This is a genomic window from Paenibacillus tyrphae (assembly GCF_027925525.1).
Classification (GTDB): domain Bacteria; phylum Bacillota; class Bacilli; order Paenibacillales; family NBRC-103111; genus Paenibacillus_G; species Paenibacillus_G tyrfis_B.
Window position 1 is genome coordinate 147,612 of sequence record NZ_BSDJ01000013.1, and the last position, 15,835, is coordinate 163,446.

Consider the following 15,835-nt stretch of genomic DNA (forward strand, 5'->3'; position numbering starts at 1 on the left):
TTGCAGGTTAGTGAGGGTAAAGCTGCCGATGGATATCCAAGCCAGACAAAAGAAAATAAGAAATTTTTGTATCATCGCCCATATCGACCACGGGAAATCGACGCTTGCAGACCGCATCCTCGAATATACCGGCGCACTTTCGTCGCGTGAAATGCAGGAGCAGGTGCTTGACCAGATGGATCTGGAGCGCGAGCGGGGCATCACGATTAAGCTGCAGGCGGTTCGCCTTAGCTACCGGGCCGACGACGGTGAAGAATATATATTGAATTTGATCGATACCCCGGGACACGTCGACTTTACGTACGAGGTTTCCCGCAGTCTTGCCGCCTGTGAAGGCGCGCTGCTCGTCGTGGACGCGGCGCAGGGGATTGAAGCGCAGACGCTTGCCAACGTTTACTTGGCGTTGGACAACAATCTGGAAATTTTGCCGGTCATCAACAAAATCGACCTTCCCAGCGCCGAGCCGGAACGGGTGAAGCAGGAAGTCGAGGATGTGATTGGACTTGACGCCAGCGATGCGGTGTTGGCTTCCGCCAAAGCCGGCATCGGAATCAAGGAGATTCTCGAACAGGTCGTACAGAAGGTTCCCGCACCGACGGGGAATCCGGACAACCCGCTCAAGGCGCTGATTTTCGACTCACACTACGATCCGTATAAGGGCGTTATTGTGTACGTCCGCGTCATCGACGGCTCGATCAAAGCGGGCTCGAAAATCAAATTCATGGCGACGGACAAAACGTTCGAGGTCATTGAGGTCGGCGCATTCAAGCCACGCATGGGCTCGGTTCCTTCGCTGGAGGTCGGCGATGTCGGCTTCATCGTCGCCGGGATCAAGAACGTCGGCGACACCCGGGTCGGGGATACGGTTACGGACGCCAAAAATCCGACGCCTGAGCCGCTGCCGGGTTACCGCAAGATCAACCCGATGGTATTCTGCGGACTGTATCCGATCGAAACGAGCGATTACAACGATCTACGCGAAGCGCTGGAGAAGCTGCAGCTGAACGACGCGTCGCTCAGCTTCGAGCCGGAGACGTCCACTGCGCTCGGGTTCGGCTTCCGCTGCGGATTTTTGGGGCTTCTCCACATGGAGATCATCCAGGAGCGGATCGAGCGCGAATTTAACATTCCGCTCATTACGACCGCACCGAGCGTGGTGTTCCGCGTGACGCAGACGAACGGCACCGTGCTGAATATCGAGAACCCGTCGCTGTTCCCGGAGCCGGGCAAAATCGACTTTGTCGAGGAGCCTTACGTCAAGGCGTCCGTCATCGTACCGAACGATTATGTCGGCGCCATCATGGAGCTTTGCCAATCCAAGCGTGGCGAATATATCAATATGGAATATCTCGACACAACCCGTGTGACACTCACTTACGATATTCCGCTGTCGGAGATCGTTTACGATTTCTTTGACCAATTGAAATCGAGCACCAAGGGCTACGCTTCGTTCGATTACGAACTGTCGGGCTACAAGAGCTCCAACTTGGTTAAAATGGACATTCTGCTGAACGGGGAGCAAGTGGACGCGCTTTCGTTCATCGTGCACCGCGACCGGGCGTTTCACCGCGGCCGCATCATTTGCGAGAAGCTGAAGGAGCTCATTCCGCGTCAAATGTTCGAGGTGCCGGTGCAGGCGGCGATCGGCCAGAAGGTCATTGCGCGCGAAACGGTGAAGGCGATGCGCAAGAACGTCCTCGCCAAATGTTACGGCGGCGACATTTCGCGGAAGCGGAAGCTGCTGGAGAAGCAGAAGGAAGGCAAAAAGCGCATGAAGCAGGTCGGCAGCGTGGAAGTGCCGCAGGAAGCGTTTATGGCCGTATTGAAGATCGACGATAACTAAGAAAAAAGCAGGCAGGTGCTTCGGAGTTCCGGACGCCTGCTTTTGCCATTAGGGGGAACCTAAATGCTGCAGCGAACCCAGACACCCCAAGCGGTGTATATTCATATCCCTTTTTGCACGAACAAATGTCACTATTGCGATTTCAACTCCTACGTGTTAAAAGGCCAGCCCGTCATGGATTACCTGGATGGGCTTGAGCGCGAGATGGAACGGACGGTCCAGGCAGTCCCGCCGGGGGAGATCGAGACGATCTTCGTCGGGGGTGGCACGCCGACGGTATTGACGCCGGAGCAGATGGAAGTGTTTTTGCGCCGCGTCCGCGCTTATTTCCCGGTCTGGTCGCCACAGTTGGAATTTACGATGGAAGCGAATCCGGGCACAACCGATCTGGAGAAGCTGCAAGCGATGAAAGAAGGGGGCGTCAACCGGATCAGCTTCGGGGTGCAGTCGTTCGACAACGGGCTGCTTGAAGGTATCGGGCGCATCCACAATACCGACGACGTGTACCGGAGCTTGGAGAACGCGCGGAAGGCCGGATTTACGAACCTTTCCATCGACCTGATGTTCGGCCTGCCGAAGCAGACCAAGGCGGTAATGGAAGCGACGTTGAAGGAAGCGCTCGCGCTGGACCTGCCGCACTACTCCATTTACAGCTTGAAGGTGGAAGAGAATACGCTATTCCACACGCTCTATGAGCGCGGACAGCTGCCGCTGCCCGAAGAGGATGAGGAAATCGGCATGTTTCTGCTGATTATGGAGCGGTTGCGTTCGGCCGGCTACGGGCAGTATGAAATCAGCAACTTCGCCAGACCCGGGTACGAAAGTAGGCATAACGCGATGTACTGGCGCAATCAGAGCTATTACGGCCTTGGCGCCGGAGCTCACGGCTACGTTCATGGTCAGCGGCACGTGAATATTAAAGGCGTCCAGCCTTATATTGACGCGACGCGCAGCGGGCTGCCGTTGCTGGAGAAGAGCGCGGTGGAAGTTCATGAAGCGATGGAAGATTTCATGATGGTTGGGCTGCGGATGCTCGGCGGCGTGCGTAAGGCGGATTTTAACGAGCAGTTCGGCATGGAGCTGGAAGACGTGTTCGGGCATGTGCTCCAGCGGCATTGCAGCCTCGGACTGCTGGAGGCGAGCGGCGGGGGATACAAGCTATCGGAGCGGGGCGTACTGCTTGGAAACGAAGTGTTCGGCGAATTTTTGGGAGCCGTAAAAAATACGTCAAAAATAGGTTGATCCTTTATACGTCTTGTTGTATATTTATTCATATCATTTTCTACATGAGATACTACTAGGCGATGGGTGGGAACCGCTATGACGACGACGTTGACCTGCAGACAAGCGACCGCGCAGGACATTGACACATTATACGACATTATTCAAGGCTATGCTGAAAAAGGAATTATGCTCCCGCGTACCAAGGAGACGCTGTCTGTGCAGCTCGATACGTTCGTCGTAGCGGAGATCGACGGCCAGCTTGTAGGCTGCGGTTCGCTCACAAGGCTCGGGCAGGATCTGGTCGAGATCCGGTCGCTCGGCGTTTCGGACGGATACAAAGGTCAAGGCATCGGCAAGGCGCTCGTTGGCTCGCTGCTGCACGAAGCGAAGCAGCAGGGCATCCCGAAAGTGATGGCCCTGACCTACGAGGTAGCATTCTTCGAAAGAAACGGTTTTACCGTTGTCGAGAAGGAGATCTTCCCCGAGAAGGTATGGCGCGACTGCATCCACTGCAAAAAGCAGCATTGCTGCGACGAAATCGCCGTCCTGAAACGGCTCGACTGACTTGACACAGACCCTATGGGTCTGTTATTTTTGTATTAGCTTAGCACTCACTAGCACGGAGTGCTAACGAAAGCGCAGTTTAGATGTTTGAAAAACAAGGCGAGCTAGGTATGCCTTGGTTTATTTCTTTTAATATATTTGTTTTTCGGCTGATATGTTTTTGACGGAGGAAAGAACTGCAGCCGGGGCTTATGCTTCCGAAGTCGTTTTCCTAAAGGAAAACGCTCGGTCTACGTGCCGCCTTTGAACTCGGGTTCTTACCGACAGGTAAGTTCAATTAGAACCCGAGTTCAACAGCGGCCGGAGGCTGCAGTTCTTTCACGGAGTCAATCCTCCATTCAGCCGAAAAAAAGCAAGGGGGGACTTGGTGTGCTAACCGAACGTCAACGTCATATTTTAAGCGCCATAGTCGATGATTACATCCGTTCTGCAGAGCCGGTCGGCTCCCGCAGCATATCCAAACGCGGCAATGTGGGATTCAGCCCCGCCACCATCCGTAACGAAATGTCCGACCTGGAGGAAATGGGCTTTCTGGAGCAGCCGCACACGTCGGCCGGCCGGATTCCTTCCCACAAGGGCTACCGATATTATGTCGATCATCTGATGCATTATAACCAGCTTCCTGTTCAGGATGTCGACATGCTCAAGCAGTTTTTTGCCGAAAAAATGCAGGAGATGGAACGTACCATCCAGCATGTGGCGCAAATTTTGTCTCAACTGACGAATTATACGTCCATCGTCATGGGACCGGAGATGCTGGGCACGACGATGAAGCATTTGCAGATCGTTCCGCTTAACGAGCGGACGGCTGTCGCGATCATCGTGACCAACACCGGACAGGTGGAGAACAAGACCGTCACGATTCCCGAAGGCGTTCCGATGTCGGAGATCGAGAAGTTCGTCAACGTGCTCAATGCCCGGCTCAAGAACGTGCCGCTGCTTCATTTCAAGTCGAAGCTGTACACGGAGATCGCCTCGGAGCTGAGCAGCTACGTCTCCGGTTACGAAGAGCTGCTGCTCATGCTGGATCATGTGATGGACCGCGGAGAGGAAGAACGGATATTCCTTGGCGGCACGACGAACATGCTGACGCAGCCCGAGTTCAAGGATGTCGATAAAGTGAAAAGCATTCTGGACCTGCTCGCCGAAGGACCGAAGCTGGTGCAGCTGTTTGACGGAACCGGCGAAACGGACGGGATACAGGTGCGGATCGGCAGCGAGAACAAGCTGGAAGCCGTGAACGATTGCAGTTTGATCACTGCTTCGTATTCGATGGACGGGCAGCTGCTCGGGACGATCGGCATCCTCGGACCGACACGGATGGATTACGGTAAAGTCATCAAGCTGCTCGATCATTTGACGAAAGATTTGAATCAGTTGATGGGGCGTTGGTACAAATGAGCCAAATCAAGCCGACAGGCCAAGAAGGCGAAGAGGCGTTTGCAACGCTGCGGAACAACGCGAATGCGATCCGCGCCATTTGCTCGGCGGTGGAAGGAACCCTCGGACCAAAAGGGCTCGATACGATGCTGGTCGGGACGCAAGGGGAAGTCGTCATTACGAATGACGGCGTGACCATTCTGGAAAAGATGGACGTCACCCATCCCGCCGCAAGATTGCTCATTCAAGTCGCCCGTTCCCAGCAGCATCAGGTTGGGGACGGTACGACGACGGCCACCGTGCTGGCGGGCGCATTGGTCGCCGAAGGCGTAGCGCAGGTCACGCGGGGCGTACCGGTGGCGAAGGTCGTCCGCGGGGTGCAGGACGGTGTGGCCGCGGCGTTGGAGTCGCTGGCCCGCCGGGCGCGCCCGTTGGAAGGAATGAGCGATCCGCTGCTGTACCGGATCGCGTACATTGCGGGGCGGGAGCACGCCGACCTCGCCAAGCTGATCGTCGAAGGGGCGAAGCGTCTCGGCCCAGCGAAGCTGCAGGAGCAACATTTCCGCTTCTCCGACGTCGTGATGTCGCACGGAAAAGCGGCGAATGAAGTATGGCCGGGTCTGTTGATTAACAAAAAGCCGGCCAATGCGCAGCTTGATTTTCCGCCGGATACGGCGCAGGTGCTGCTGTTCCAGGATGCGTTCGAGCCGGAGACGGTCGATGAGGAAGCGCTCATGACCGATGCGGGCTTCCACAAGCAGACGCAGCTGCGGGAGCAGTTCCGCGCGCTCTTGGAGAAGCTCGTCGAGTTACGCGTCGGCTTCGTGGCCTCGGAGAGGGCCGTCGATCCCGAGGCGGAGCAGTTCTGCACCGACCATGGGATCATGGTACTGCAGCGCCTGCCGCGCGCGGAGCTTCGCCGCATCGCCGAATACACCGGCGCGCGGCCGATCCGCCGCGGCGGACTGCGCAAGCCCGCTTCGGAGCTGGCGGGCTATCTCGGGTTCGCCGGGCACGTCGCTTACGACGAGCGGCTGGAAAGCGTGCGGATGGCCGAAGGCAAAGGCCGCACGCAAGTATCCATCGTCGTGGGCGCCAGCACGAGCGAGGTGGTCGGCGAGCGGCTGCGCATCGCCCGCGACGCCGCTTCAAGCGTGCAGGCCGCGCTGCGCGGCGGCTGCCTGCCCGGCGGCGGGACGGCCGAGATGGCCGTCGCCCATGAGCTTGACCGGCACCGCGAGACGGTACAGGGCATGGAAGGTTTCGGCATCGCCGCCGTCGCGCAGGCGCTGCGCAAGCCGCTGGCGCAAATCGTCGTAAACGCGGGCTACAACCCTCTAGAGAAGGTCGAAGAGGTGAAGGCGGCGCAGATCGCTTCCGGCAACGACGCGCTCGGCATCGACTGCGATACCGGAAGCGTCGCGGATATGATGGCCGCCGGCGTCGTCGACCCGGCGGAGGTGAAGCTGCATGCGCTGCAGGCTGCCGGCGAGGTAGCGTGCGCGGTGCTTCGCATCCACACGGTCATTAAGATGCGCCCACGCACGGAAGAGTAGGGCTCAAGCAACGCCGGGCGTTTCCCGGCCGCAAGGGATGGTTACAATAAGTAGAGATAGAGTGGCCGGACGGCCGATTCGGTTAAGGAGGTGACACAATTGAACGCGGAACAAAAAGAGCAAGCAAACGGACGCCCGGAGACGGACGTCGAAACCAACGAGCAAGAAGCCGGAGCTACATATGACGCCGGAGCATCGGCCGAAGGCGCTGCCGACACGGAACAGGCAACCGGCCAATCGGAGGCTCAGGAGGCAGTCTATCCGGAAGTGGAAGAACTCAAAAAACAAGCTGAGGAAAATCAACAGCGTTTTTTGAGGGCGCAAGCCGATTTTGACAACTTCAGACGCCGTACGCAAAAGGAAAAAGAAGAATTTGCCAAATACGCTTCGTTCAAGCTGATCGAGCAGCTGCTTCCAGTGGTCGACAACTTCGACCGGGCGCTTGCCGCCAGCAAGGGCAGCAGCGATTACGAAGCATTGACGAAAGGGATCGATATGATTTTCCGGCAGCTGGAGCAAGTGCTGACGAGCGAAGGCTTGCAAAAGATGGAAGCGGTCGGTCAACCTTTCAATCCCGAGTACCATCAAGCCATCATGCAGGTGGAATCCGATGAGTACGAGGAAGGCATCGTCGTGGAAGAAGTGCAAGCGGGCTACCTGCTGAAAGACAAAGTCATCCGACCTGCCATGGTCAAAGTGAGCTCATAAAGCATAAATTATGAACGCGATAAGCGTATACCCATACAATGCACAGCGAAATTAAGGAGGCTAACCCTCATGAGTAAAGTAATCGGTATCGACCTTGGGACGACCAACTCCTGCGTAGCCGTCATGGAGGGCGGCGAGGCCGTCGTTATCCCGAACCCGGAAGGCAACCGTACGACGCCTTCCGTCGTAGGCTTCAAGAAAGACGGCGAGCGCGTCGTCGGCGAAACGGCGAAACGCCAAGCCATTACGAACCCTGACCGTACGGTCATCTCCATCAAGCGTCATATGGGGACGAACCATAAAGAAGTAATCGACGGCAAAGAGTACACGCCGCAAGAAATTTCGGCGATCATTCTGCAAAAGCTGAAAGCCGATGCGGAAGCTTACCTTGGCCAGCCGGTCACGCAAGCCGTTATTACTGTTCCAGCCTATTTCAATGACAGCCAACGCCAAGCGACGAAGGACGCAGGTAAAATTGCGGGCCTCGAAGTGCTTCGGATCGTGAACGAGCCGACGGCAGCCGCTCTTGCGTACGGGATGGAGAAAAGCGAAGACCAAACGATTCTCGTATACGACCTTGGCGGCGGTACGTTCGACGTCTCCATTCTGGAGCTTGGCGACGGCTTCTTCGAAGTTAAAGCGACCAGCGGGGACAACCGTCTGGGCGGCGACGATTTCGACCAAGTCATCATCGATCACCTCGTGGCCGAGTTCAAAAAAGAACAAGGCATCGATTTGAGCAAAGATAAAGCGGCGGTTCAACGTCTGAAAGACGCAGCCGAAAAAGCGAAAAAAGAGCTGTCCGGCGTTCTGACGACGACGATCTCCCTGCCGTTTATTACGGTTGTGGACGGCGTTCCACAGCACTTGGAGATGAACCTGACCCGCGCCAAATTCGAAGAGCTTTCCGCCGAGCTGGTGGAAAGAACGATGGGGCCGACCCGTCAAGCTCTGAGCGATGCGGGCCTTAGCGCGAACCAAATCGACAAAATCGTATTGGTCGGCGGTTCCACGCGGATTCCGGCCGTTCAAGAAGCCGTTAAACGGCTGACGGGCAAAGAGCCGCACAAAGGCGTTAACCCGGACGAAGTTGTCGCACTCGGTGCTGCCGTTCAAGCGGGCGTACTGACGGGAGACGTTAAAGACGTCGTACTGCTCGACGTCACTCCGCTGTCCTTAGGGATCGAAACCGCAGGCGGCGTATTTACGAAAATGATCGACCGCAACACGACGATTCCGACAACGAAATCGCAAGTGTTCTCCACTTACGCGGACAACCAGCCGAGCGTGGAAATCCACGTTCTGCAAGGGGAGCGCGCGATGGCGGCCGACAACAAAACGCTGGGCCGCTTCATCCTGGGCGAAATTCCGCTCGCGCCGCGCGGCGTGCCGCAAATCGAAGTTACGTTCGACATCGATGCCAACGGTATCGTTAACGTAAGCGCACTGGATAAAGGCACCGGCAAAAGCCAAAAAATTACGATTACGTCTTCCAGCGGTTTGTCTGAAGAGGAAATCGACCGCATGATGAAAGACGCGGAATCGAATGCCGACGAAGACCGCAAGCGTAAGGATCTTGTTGAAGCCCGCAACCAGGCGGATCAGCTCGTCTATTCCGTTGACAAAACGATTAAAGATCTGGGCGACAAAGTCGACCAAGCTGAAATCGACAAAGCGAATGCGGCGAAAGACAAAGTGAAAAAAGCGCTTGAAGGCAACAACCTTGACGAGATCAAAGCAGCGACCGAGGAGCTGACGCAAGTCGTTCAGCAGCTTTCCACGAAGCTGTATGAGCAAGCGGCGCAGCAGGCTCAAGCGGCAGGCGGCGCAGACGCCGAAGGTGCGCAAGGTGCAGCTAAAGGCAAAGACAACGTGGTAGACGCGGATTACGAAGTGGTCGACGAGAACAAGAAGTAATAACCCTTGCGGTTAGCAGGAAGTCAAAGCCGGCATTCGGCTTTGACTTTCCGTTTGTCGCCCGGGGAGTGGGAGTGGAACGATGAGTAAACGCGATTACTATGAAGTGCTTGGAGTAGGCAAGGACGCTTCCCAAGAGGATATCAAGAAAGCTTACCGCAAGCTCGCCCGCCAATACCACCCGGACGTGAACAAGGCGGACGATGCCGAGTCCAAGTTCAAAGAAGCGAAGGAAGCATACGACGTACTGAGCGACGATCAGAAGAAAGCGCAGTACGACCGCTTCGGCCATGTCGACCCGAATCAGGGCATGGGCGGCGGCTTTAACGGTGCGGACTTCGGCGGCTTTGGCGATATCTTCGATATGTTCTTCGGCGGCGGCCAGCGGCGCAACCCGAACGCCCCGCAGCGGGGCGGCGACCTGCAATATACGCTGACCATCGAATTCAAGGAAGCGGTATTCGGCAAAAAGACCGACATTCACATTCCTCGCACGGAAACGTGCGATACGTGTCAAGGCAGCGGGGCGAAGCCGGGAACGAAGCCAGAAACGTGCGGCGTCTGTCACGGGTCCGGGCAGCAGGAGGTCGTGCAAAATACGGCCTTCGGGCGAATCGTCAACCGCCGGGTGTGCTCCGCTTGTCAAGGACAGGGAAGAATTATCAAAGACAAGTGCGGAACGTGCCATGGCTCGGGGAAAGTCAAGAAGCAGCGTACAATCAGCCTGAACATTCCGGCAGGCGTGGATGACGGCGCGCAGCTTCGCGTGACGGGAGAGGGCGAAGCCGGGACGCGGGGCGGCCCTCCGGGAGACCTGTACGTCGTGATTCGCGTCAAATCGCATGAATTTTTCGAGCGGGAAGGCGACGATATTTACTGCGAAGTGCCTCTGACGTTCGCGCAAGCGGCGCTTGGGGACGAGATCGAAATTCCGACGCTGACGGAGAAGGTGAAGCTGAAAATTCCGGCCGGCACGCAGACGGATACGTATTTCCGTCTGAAAGGCAAAGGCGTTCCGCGGCTTCGCGGTTACGGTCAAGGCGATCAGCACGTGAAGGTGGTCGTCGTGACGCCGACCAACATGAACGACGAGCAGCGTGAGCTGCTGCGCGAATTCGCGCGGCTCAGCGGCGAGCATACGCACGAGCAAAACCAATCGATTTTCGAGCGGATGAAAAAGGCATTTTTAGGCGATTAAGTGGGTCAAGAGGCATACAAAAGCACGGCGGCGATTTTTCGCTGCGGTGCTTTTTTGCATATTTTCCGTTTGATTGGCGGATAATACAAAAGGTGGTTATCCAAACCGTATAGACTACGTGAAGGAGGAAACTGACATGAGCGAAAATGAACGTCAGGCCAATCAAGCGAATCGGCAGCTTCCCATCGCCACGAACGAAGACGTCGAATTTACTTCCGAATTGGCGGATCAAGTGGACGTCGCAGCGCGCGAGCGTGCGGCAGATGCCGATGAGAGACAACAAGGGCAATCGTAGGGAAGCGGGGTAATTCTCATGGCTGAAAAAAGCATCTTGGCTTATTTCCAGTCCAGGCAGCAAGCAGAGAGCTGTGTGCCGAAGCTGAAAGCATTGCGTGCCGCCGATATTCAAATCGATCAATTCGGGGAGTATCCGGGGCATGGCGTGGAGGAGACGTTCAATCCTTTAAGCAACAGCGATTTCCCGGGATTGGCCTATTTAACGCTCGGCGGGTCCGGTATGAGTCAGGATGCGCGGATATTGACCGCCGTCGATGTGGATGCCAGCGGCATGGCCGACGGCAGCAGAGAGCTGTTGGCACCAGACCCGGAGGACATGACGCGCCGGGATATTCTGCTGACGGTCGTTCTTGATGAAGAGACCTACGACCAAGCGATGCGGGTCATTCGCGAGGCGGGCGGCAACATCTGAAGCCCGGCACGCGGGCATTCGCAGCCAGTGATAACGGTTCTTTGCATGTCCGACATGCGGGGAACCGTTTTTCGCATGCGGCCGTGCCGTTTTACCCGCGCCCGTAATTGTTGTATACTAGGACTTACGTGTGCTTGCAAAAGCAAAATATGGGAGGGAATACCCGGTGCGTTGGCATGAATTAACGGTACATACGACAGAAGAAGCAATCGAGATGATTTCGAATTTTATACACGAGTTTGGGGCTGGCGGGGTGTCGATCGAGGAGTCCGGGACGCTTAACAAAAAGAGGGATACGTCGCTCGGACAATGGTATGAGCTACCGCTGAACGATATTCCGGAAGGCCGGGCCGTCATTAAAGGCTACTTTGCCGAAGGAACCGACATGGAAGCGATTCTGGAGGAACTGAAGCGTTCCGTCGATCAGCTTGCGGAATACGATATCGATACCGGCAATCCCGTCTACGAATTGAAGGACGTGGACGACGAGGATTGGGCGAACGCATGGAAGCAGTACTTCAAGCCGCTGCGCGTGACGGACCGGCTGACGATTAAACCGACTTGGGAAGAATATACGCCGGAAGCGGACGAGCTGATTCTGGAGCTGGACCCCGGAATGGCCTTCGGCACGGGCACGCATGCGACGACGTCGCTTTGCCTGCGTACTCTGGAAAGGTTCGTGAAAGGCGGCGAAGACGTGATCGACGTCGGCACAGGCTCAGGCATTTTGGCCATTGCGGCCGCCAAGCTGGGCGCGAAGCACGTGCTGGCACTTGACCTCGATCCGGTGGCCGTATCCAGCGCGACGGAGAACGTGCATCTGAACGGGCTGGATCAGCAGATCACCGTGAAACTGAGCGACCTGCTGCAGGTGCTGAATGAGCACAAAGCGGAAGCAGCCGGAAGCGGAGCGCTCGGCGTAAAGCTGCCCGCGCAGGTCGTTGTGGCAAACATTTTGGCCGAAATTATACTGCTGTTCGTACAGGACGTGTACGAGGTGCTGGAGTCGGGCGGACGCTATATCGTATCCGGCGTTATCAAGAGCAAGCAGCAGGCGGTGGAAGAAGCGTTGACCGCGGCCGGCTTCGAATTGATTGAGCAAACCGAGGAGCAGGATTGGGTTGTGCTCGTTGCCAGAAAGCCGTAGGTGAGCCGACATGAGCTGGAATTTTTTCGCCTACCCGCTGGAGGAAATGCCGTTCGTTTTCCTTGTGCTGTTGATCGGCTTTACCGTGCATGAATTCGCGCACGCCTATTTTGCCGACCGGTTCGGTGATCCGACACCGCGGTCGATGGGGCGGCTCACGCTGAATCCGCGCGTGCACCTCGATCTGCTGGGAATGATCTTTTTTCTGGTCGTCGGCATCGGATGGGCGAAGCCGGTTCTGGTCAACCGCAGCCATTTCAAAAAGCCCCGGCTGATGGGCATTATCGTCTCGTTAGCCGGGCCGCTCAGCAACTTGGTGCTTGCTTTCGTAAGCTTAATCCTGTTCTACGCGCTGATCCGTATGGGCGCGTTAACCGGAACGTCGCAAGGGGTAAGCCTGGCGATTCAGCTGTTTTTCACCCGGATGGTCCTGATGAATATTTTCTTGTTCATCCTCAACCTGATTCCATTCCCTCCGCTGGACGGCTACCGCATTGTGGAGGATTTGCTGCCGCGCCGCATCATGATGAAGATCAAGCCTTACGAGCAGTGGCTGTTTTACGCGATTTTGCTGATGTTCTTTATCCCGCCAATCCAGCGCGTTACGCTGGGGCCGATCTTTGCCCTGCAGGGGCCCATTTTTGCAGCGTTCGATTCCATTGCGAAGCTGATGTTCGGGGTAGGCATCCGGATGTGATCGTTTCCGGTAATATTGGTTAATTTTTTTCGGAAACTAGCGTTTGGAGCGAAAAAAGTGTATGATGAAGGATGACCGTTTCTACGTCTCGTATAAGCGGTCAACCTATTTTTGTGGAAGCGAAGGATACGGAATGCAGCGATATTTCATTCATCCGGACGAATTTACGGATGCTGTGGTTACGATAACCGGGGACGATGCGCATCATTTGATTCGCGTGATGCGGGCGAAGCCGGGAGATACGTGTATTGTGAGCGACGGCGTAAGCCGGGAGGCGCTTGTGCGCATTCGTTCTTTGGAGGACCGGCAGGTGACGGCGGATATTGTGGACCGTCTGCCGATGGAGAACGAAGCGGCGGTTGACGTATGGATCGCTCAAAGCCTGCCCAAAGGGGACAAGATGGAGCTTGTCATCCAAAAAGGGACGGAAATCGGCGCGGTCCGTTTTTTGCCGTTCGTTTCGGAGCGTACGGTCGTACAATTGGACGGCAAAAAGGAAGGCAAGCGCTTGGAACGCTGGCAAAAAATTGCCAAAGAAGCGGCCGAGCAGGCCCACCGCAACCGCGTTCCCGTGGTCGAATCCGTACTCTCCTGGAAGGAGTTGCTGCGGACGGCTTCGGAGGCGGATGCCTCCTGGATCTGCTACGAGAAGCAGGATGCGCAGCAGCTGCGCCTGGCGATTCGGGAAGCGGTAACCAAGAGAAACGACCGAAGCGACGGAAGCCGCGTCAAGCTGATGCTTATCGTAGGACCCGAGGGCGGGTTCAGTGAGCGGGAAGTCTCGGAGGCGGAGGCGGCCGGCTGCGTGGCGGTTGGTTTGGGCAAACGAATACTACGGACGGAGACGGCCGCGATGGTCGGACTTACTTGCATTTTATACGAATCCGGAGAGATGGGGGGAGAACAATAAATGGCAACCGTCGCTTTTCATACGCTTGGATGCAAAGTCAACTTCTACGATACGGAAGCGATCTGGCAGCTGTTTAAACAGGAAGGCTACGAGCAGGTTGATTTCGAATCGACAGCCGATGTCTATGTCATCAATACCTGTACGGTGACCAATACGGGGGATAAAAAAAGCCGCCAGATGATTCGGCGCGCCATTCGCAGAAACCCGGAAGCGATCGTCGCGGTGACCGGCTGCTATGCGCAAACGTCGCCGGCCGAAATTATGGCGATTCCGGGCGTCGATCTGGTCATTGGAACGCAGGACCGGGACAAAATCATGCCTTACGTGAAACAGCTGGAGCAGGAGCGTCAACCGATCAACGCGGTGCGCAATATTATGAAAACACGCGCGTTCGAAGAGCTGGACGTGCCGGACTTTTCGGATCGTACGCGCGCTTTCCTGAAAATTCAGGAGGGCTGCAACAACTTCTGCACCTTCTGTATCATTCCGTGGTCACGCGGCCTTATGCGCAGCCGCGAGCCGCAAAGCGTGCTGAATCAAGCCCGCATGCTCGTCGACGCCGGTTATCAGGAGATCGTGCTGACGGGGATTCATACCGGCGGCTACGGGGAGGATATGGAAGATTACAGCCTCGCCAAGCTGCTGTGGGATCTGGACAAGGTCGACGGCCTGAAGCGGATTCGCATCAGCTCGATTGAGGCGAGCCAAATTACGGACGAAGTGCTTGAGGTGCTGCAAGCCTCGGACAAAATGTGCCGTCATCTGCACATTCCGCTGCAAGCTGGAGACGACGAAGTGCTCAAGCGGATGCGTCGGAAATATACGACGGAGCAATTTGCCCGCAAAATCGAGCACATCCACCGGATTATGCCGGGCGTCGCGATTACGACGGACGTTATCGTCGGTTTCCCGGGGGAGACGGACGAGATGTTCCACCGCGGCTACCAGTTTATGGAACAAATGAAATTTTCGGAAATGCACGTCTTCCCGTACTCCAAGCGGACCGGTACGCCGGCTGCGCGGATGGAGGATCAGATTGACGAGGAAATCAAAAACGCCCGTGTGCACGAGCTGATCGATTTGTCTGAGAGGATGCAGCTCAGCTACGCGGAGACGTTTGTCGGCCAAGTGTTAGAGGTCATTCCGGAGCGGGACTACAAGGGTCAGCCGGGAAGCGGCCTGCTCATGGGCTATTCGGACAATTACCTGCAGCTCGTGTTCGAAGGCAGCGAGGACTGGATCGGCCAAGTATGCCGGGTGAAGGTCACCGAAGCCGGAGTCAACGAGTGCCGCGGCCAGCTTGTCCGCGCCCCCGAAGCGGGAGCCGTGCACCTGCCGTCCAGAGCGACGGGCACGGGAGCTTCGGCCGAGACGATTCCGGGACAAGCGGCTAAAGCGATCGTATAAGCTGAAAAACGAAGGATTTCATTCGACGATAGGCAGGCGCGTCTTCCTGCGGCATCCGTGATTCAAGCCGCCGGTAAGACCGCTTGCGTCCGCCGGGTGAAGTCCTTTCGATTTCCAATAGGAAAGGGTGATGTCGATGAAGGAAATTTCGGCAGGTGGCGTGGTGTTTCGCAAAATCGGAAACGACGTGCAGGTGCAAATGATCCAGGACCGGTACGGCAAAATTACGCTGCCGAAAGGCAAGATGGAAGCCGGGGAAACGATAGAGCAAACGGCGCTGCGTGAAATTCTCGAAGAAACGGGAATTACGGGAACCATCGTGCGTCCGCTGGAGACGATCACGTACCAATTCGCCATGAACGGCGGGGTCATCGACAAAGAGGTCCACTATTTTCTGGTGGAAGCGACTGGAGGCACCTTGCAGGCGCAGGTCGAGGAAATTCGCGGCGTCGAATGGCTTCATCCACTGGAGGCATGGCATCAGCAAACGCATTCTGGATACGGAAACAACGATTCGGTTTTGCAAAAGGCGCTGAATGCACTGGGCTACGAAGTGAACGGACAATGACCGGATT

15 protein-coding genes are annotated in these 15,835 nt (G+C 56.4%); all 15 read left to right on the top strand.

Going from position 1 to position 15,835, the window contains the following annotated elements; genetic code table 11:
* Window positions 1–28: 28 nt before the first annotated feature.
* On the top strand, window positions 29–1,843 hold the full coding sequence (gene lepA, locus QMG93_RS17990; protein ID WP_281938785.1) for a translation elongation factor 4: 1,815 nt from the start codon (window positions 29–31) through the stop codon (window positions 1,841–1,843).
* 63 nt (window positions 1,844–1,906) lie between these two features.
* Window positions 1,907–3,085 carry a radical SAM family heme chaperone HemW gene (gene hemW / locus QMG93_RS17995; protein ID WP_281938787.1) on the top strand — a complete coding sequence of 393 codons (1,179 nt, stop codon included), beginning with the start codon at window positions 1,907–1,909 and terminating at the stop codon, window positions 3,083–3,085.
* 78 nt (window positions 3,086–3,163) lie between these two features.
* Complete coding sequence (locus QMG93_RS18000) at window positions 3,164–3,631, top strand: N-acetyltransferase (protein ID WP_054976870.1); 468 nt, start codon at window positions 3,164–3,166, stop codon at window positions 3,629–3,631.
* A 369-nt stretch (window positions 3,632–4,000) separates the two neighbouring features.
* Window positions 4,001–5,032, top strand: a complete 1,032-nt coding sequence (hrcA, locus tag QMG93_RS18005) for a heat-inducible transcriptional repressor HrcA (protein ID WP_010495616.1) — start codon at window positions 4,001–4,003, stop codon at window positions 5,030–5,032.
* On the top strand, window positions 5,029–6,567 hold the full coding sequence (locus tag QMG93_RS18010) for a TCP-1/cpn60 chaperonin family protein (protein ID WP_281938790.1): 1,539 nt from the start codon (window positions 5,029–5,031) through the stop codon (window positions 6,565–6,567). Before hrcA ends, QMG93_RS18010 begins: the two co-directional genes overlap by 4 nt.
* A 99-nt stretch (window positions 6,568–6,666) precedes the next feature.
* Window positions 6,667–7,275, top strand: coding sequence for a nucleotide exchange factor GrpE (gene grpE, locus QMG93_RS18015; RefSeq protein WP_281938791.1), 609 nt, complete (start codon window positions 6,667–6,669; stop codon window positions 7,273–7,275).
* 69 nt (window positions 7,276–7,344) lie between these two features.
* Window positions 7,345–9,192 carry a molecular chaperone DnaK gene (dnaK, locus tag QMG93_RS18020; protein ID WP_281938793.1) on the top strand — a complete coding sequence of 616 codons (1,848 nt, stop codon included), beginning with the start codon at window positions 7,345–7,347 and terminating at the stop codon, window positions 9,190–9,192.
* 82 nt (window positions 9,193–9,274) lie between these two features.
* Entirely contained in the window at window positions 9,275–10,390 is a 1,116-nt protein-coding gene (dnaJ, locus tag QMG93_RS18025) for a molecular chaperone DnaJ (protein WP_063184783.1), read from the top strand.
* Window positions 10,391–10,526: 136 nt separating this feature from the next.
* On the top strand, window positions 10,527–10,685 hold the full coding sequence (locus tag QMG93_RS18030; protein ID WP_281938796.1) for a YfhD family protein: 159 nt from the start codon (window positions 10,527–10,529) through the stop codon (window positions 10,683–10,685).
* A gap of 18 nt (window positions 10,686–10,703) precedes the next feature.
* Entirely contained in the window at window positions 10,704–11,099 is a 396-nt protein-coding gene (locus QMG93_RS18035; RefSeq protein ID WP_281938798.1) for a hypothetical protein, read from the top strand.
* 166 nt (window positions 11,100–11,265) lie between these two features.
* Complete coding sequence (gene prmA, locus QMG93_RS18040) at window positions 11,266–12,246, top strand: 50S ribosomal protein L11 methyltransferase (protein ID WP_281938800.1); 981 nt, start codon at window positions 11,266–11,268, stop codon at window positions 12,244–12,246.
* A 10-nt stretch (window positions 12,247–12,256) separates the two neighbouring features.
* The gene (locus tag QMG93_RS18045; protein ID WP_281938802.1) at window positions 12,257–12,943 is read left to right on the top strand and encodes a site-2 protease family protein; all 687 of its coding nucleotides are present in this window, start codon (window positions 12,257–12,259) and stop codon (window positions 12,941–12,943) included.
* Between the two features lie 133 nt (window positions 12,944–13,076).
* On the top strand, window positions 13,077–13,853 hold the full coding sequence (locus QMG93_RS18050; RefSeq protein ID WP_281938803.1) for a 16S rRNA (uracil(1498)-N(3))-methyltransferase: 777 nt from the start codon (window positions 13,077–13,079) through the stop codon (window positions 13,851–13,853).
* A complete protein-coding gene (gene mtaB / locus QMG93_RS18055; protein ID WP_281938805.1) occupies window positions 13,854–15,260 on the top strand; it encodes a tRNA (N(6)-L-threonylcarbamoyladenosine(37)-C(2))-methylthiotransferase MtaB in 1,407 nt (468 codons plus the stop codon).
* Between the two features lie 136 nt (window positions 15,261–15,396).
* Window positions 15,397–15,828 carry an NUDIX hydrolase gene (locus tag QMG93_RS18060; RefSeq protein WP_025851299.1) on the top strand — a complete coding sequence of 144 codons (432 nt, stop codon included), beginning with the start codon at window positions 15,397–15,399 and terminating at the stop codon, window positions 15,826–15,828.
* The last annotated feature ends 7 nt before the right edge of the window (window positions 15,829–15,835 follow it).

Coding starts and splice junctions, on each gene's coding strand:
- QMG93_RS18010 (WP_281938790.1), top strand. CDS start 5,029: ATGAGCCAAATCAAGCCGACAGGCCAAGAAGGCGAAGAGGCGTTTGCA.
- QMG93_RS18035 (WP_281938798.1), top strand. CDS start 10,704: ATGGCTGAAAAAAGCATCTTGGCTTATTTCCAGTCCAGGCAGCAAGCA.
- QMG93_RS18000 (WP_054976870.1), top strand. CDS start 3,164: ATGACGACGACGTTGACCTGCAGACAAGCGACCGCGCAGGACATTGAC.
- dnaK (WP_281938793.1), top strand. CDS start 7,345: ATGAGTAAAGTAATCGGTATCGACCTTGGGACGACCAACTCCTGCGTA.
- QMG93_RS18050 (WP_281938803.1), top strand. CDS start 13,077: ATGCAGCGATATTTCATTCATCCGGACGAATTTACGGATGCTGTGGTT.
- lepA (WP_281938785.1), top strand. CDS start 29: ATGGATATCCAAGCCAGACAAAAGAAAATAAGAAATTTTTGTATCATC.
- hemW (WP_281938787.1), top strand. CDS start 1,907: ATGCTGCAGCGAACCCAGACACCCCAAGCGGTGTATATTCATATCCCT.
- dnaJ (WP_063184783.1), top strand. CDS start 9,275: ATGAGTAAACGCGATTACTATGAAGTGCTTGGAGTAGGCAAGGACGCT.
- QMG93_RS18030 (WP_281938796.1), top strand. CDS start 10,527: ATGAGCGAAAATGAACGTCAGGCCAATCAAGCGAATCGGCAGCTTCCC.
- QMG93_RS18045 (WP_281938802.1), top strand. CDS start 12,257: ATGAGCTGGAATTTTTTCGCCTACCCGCTGGAGGAAATGCCGTTCGTT.
- mtaB (WP_281938805.1), top strand. CDS start 13,854: ATGGCAACCGTCGCTTTTCATACGCTTGGATGCAAAGTCAACTTCTAC.
- QMG93_RS18060 (WP_025851299.1), top strand. CDS start 15,397: ATGAAGGAAATTTCGGCAGGTGGCGTGGTGTTTCGCAAAATCGGAAAC.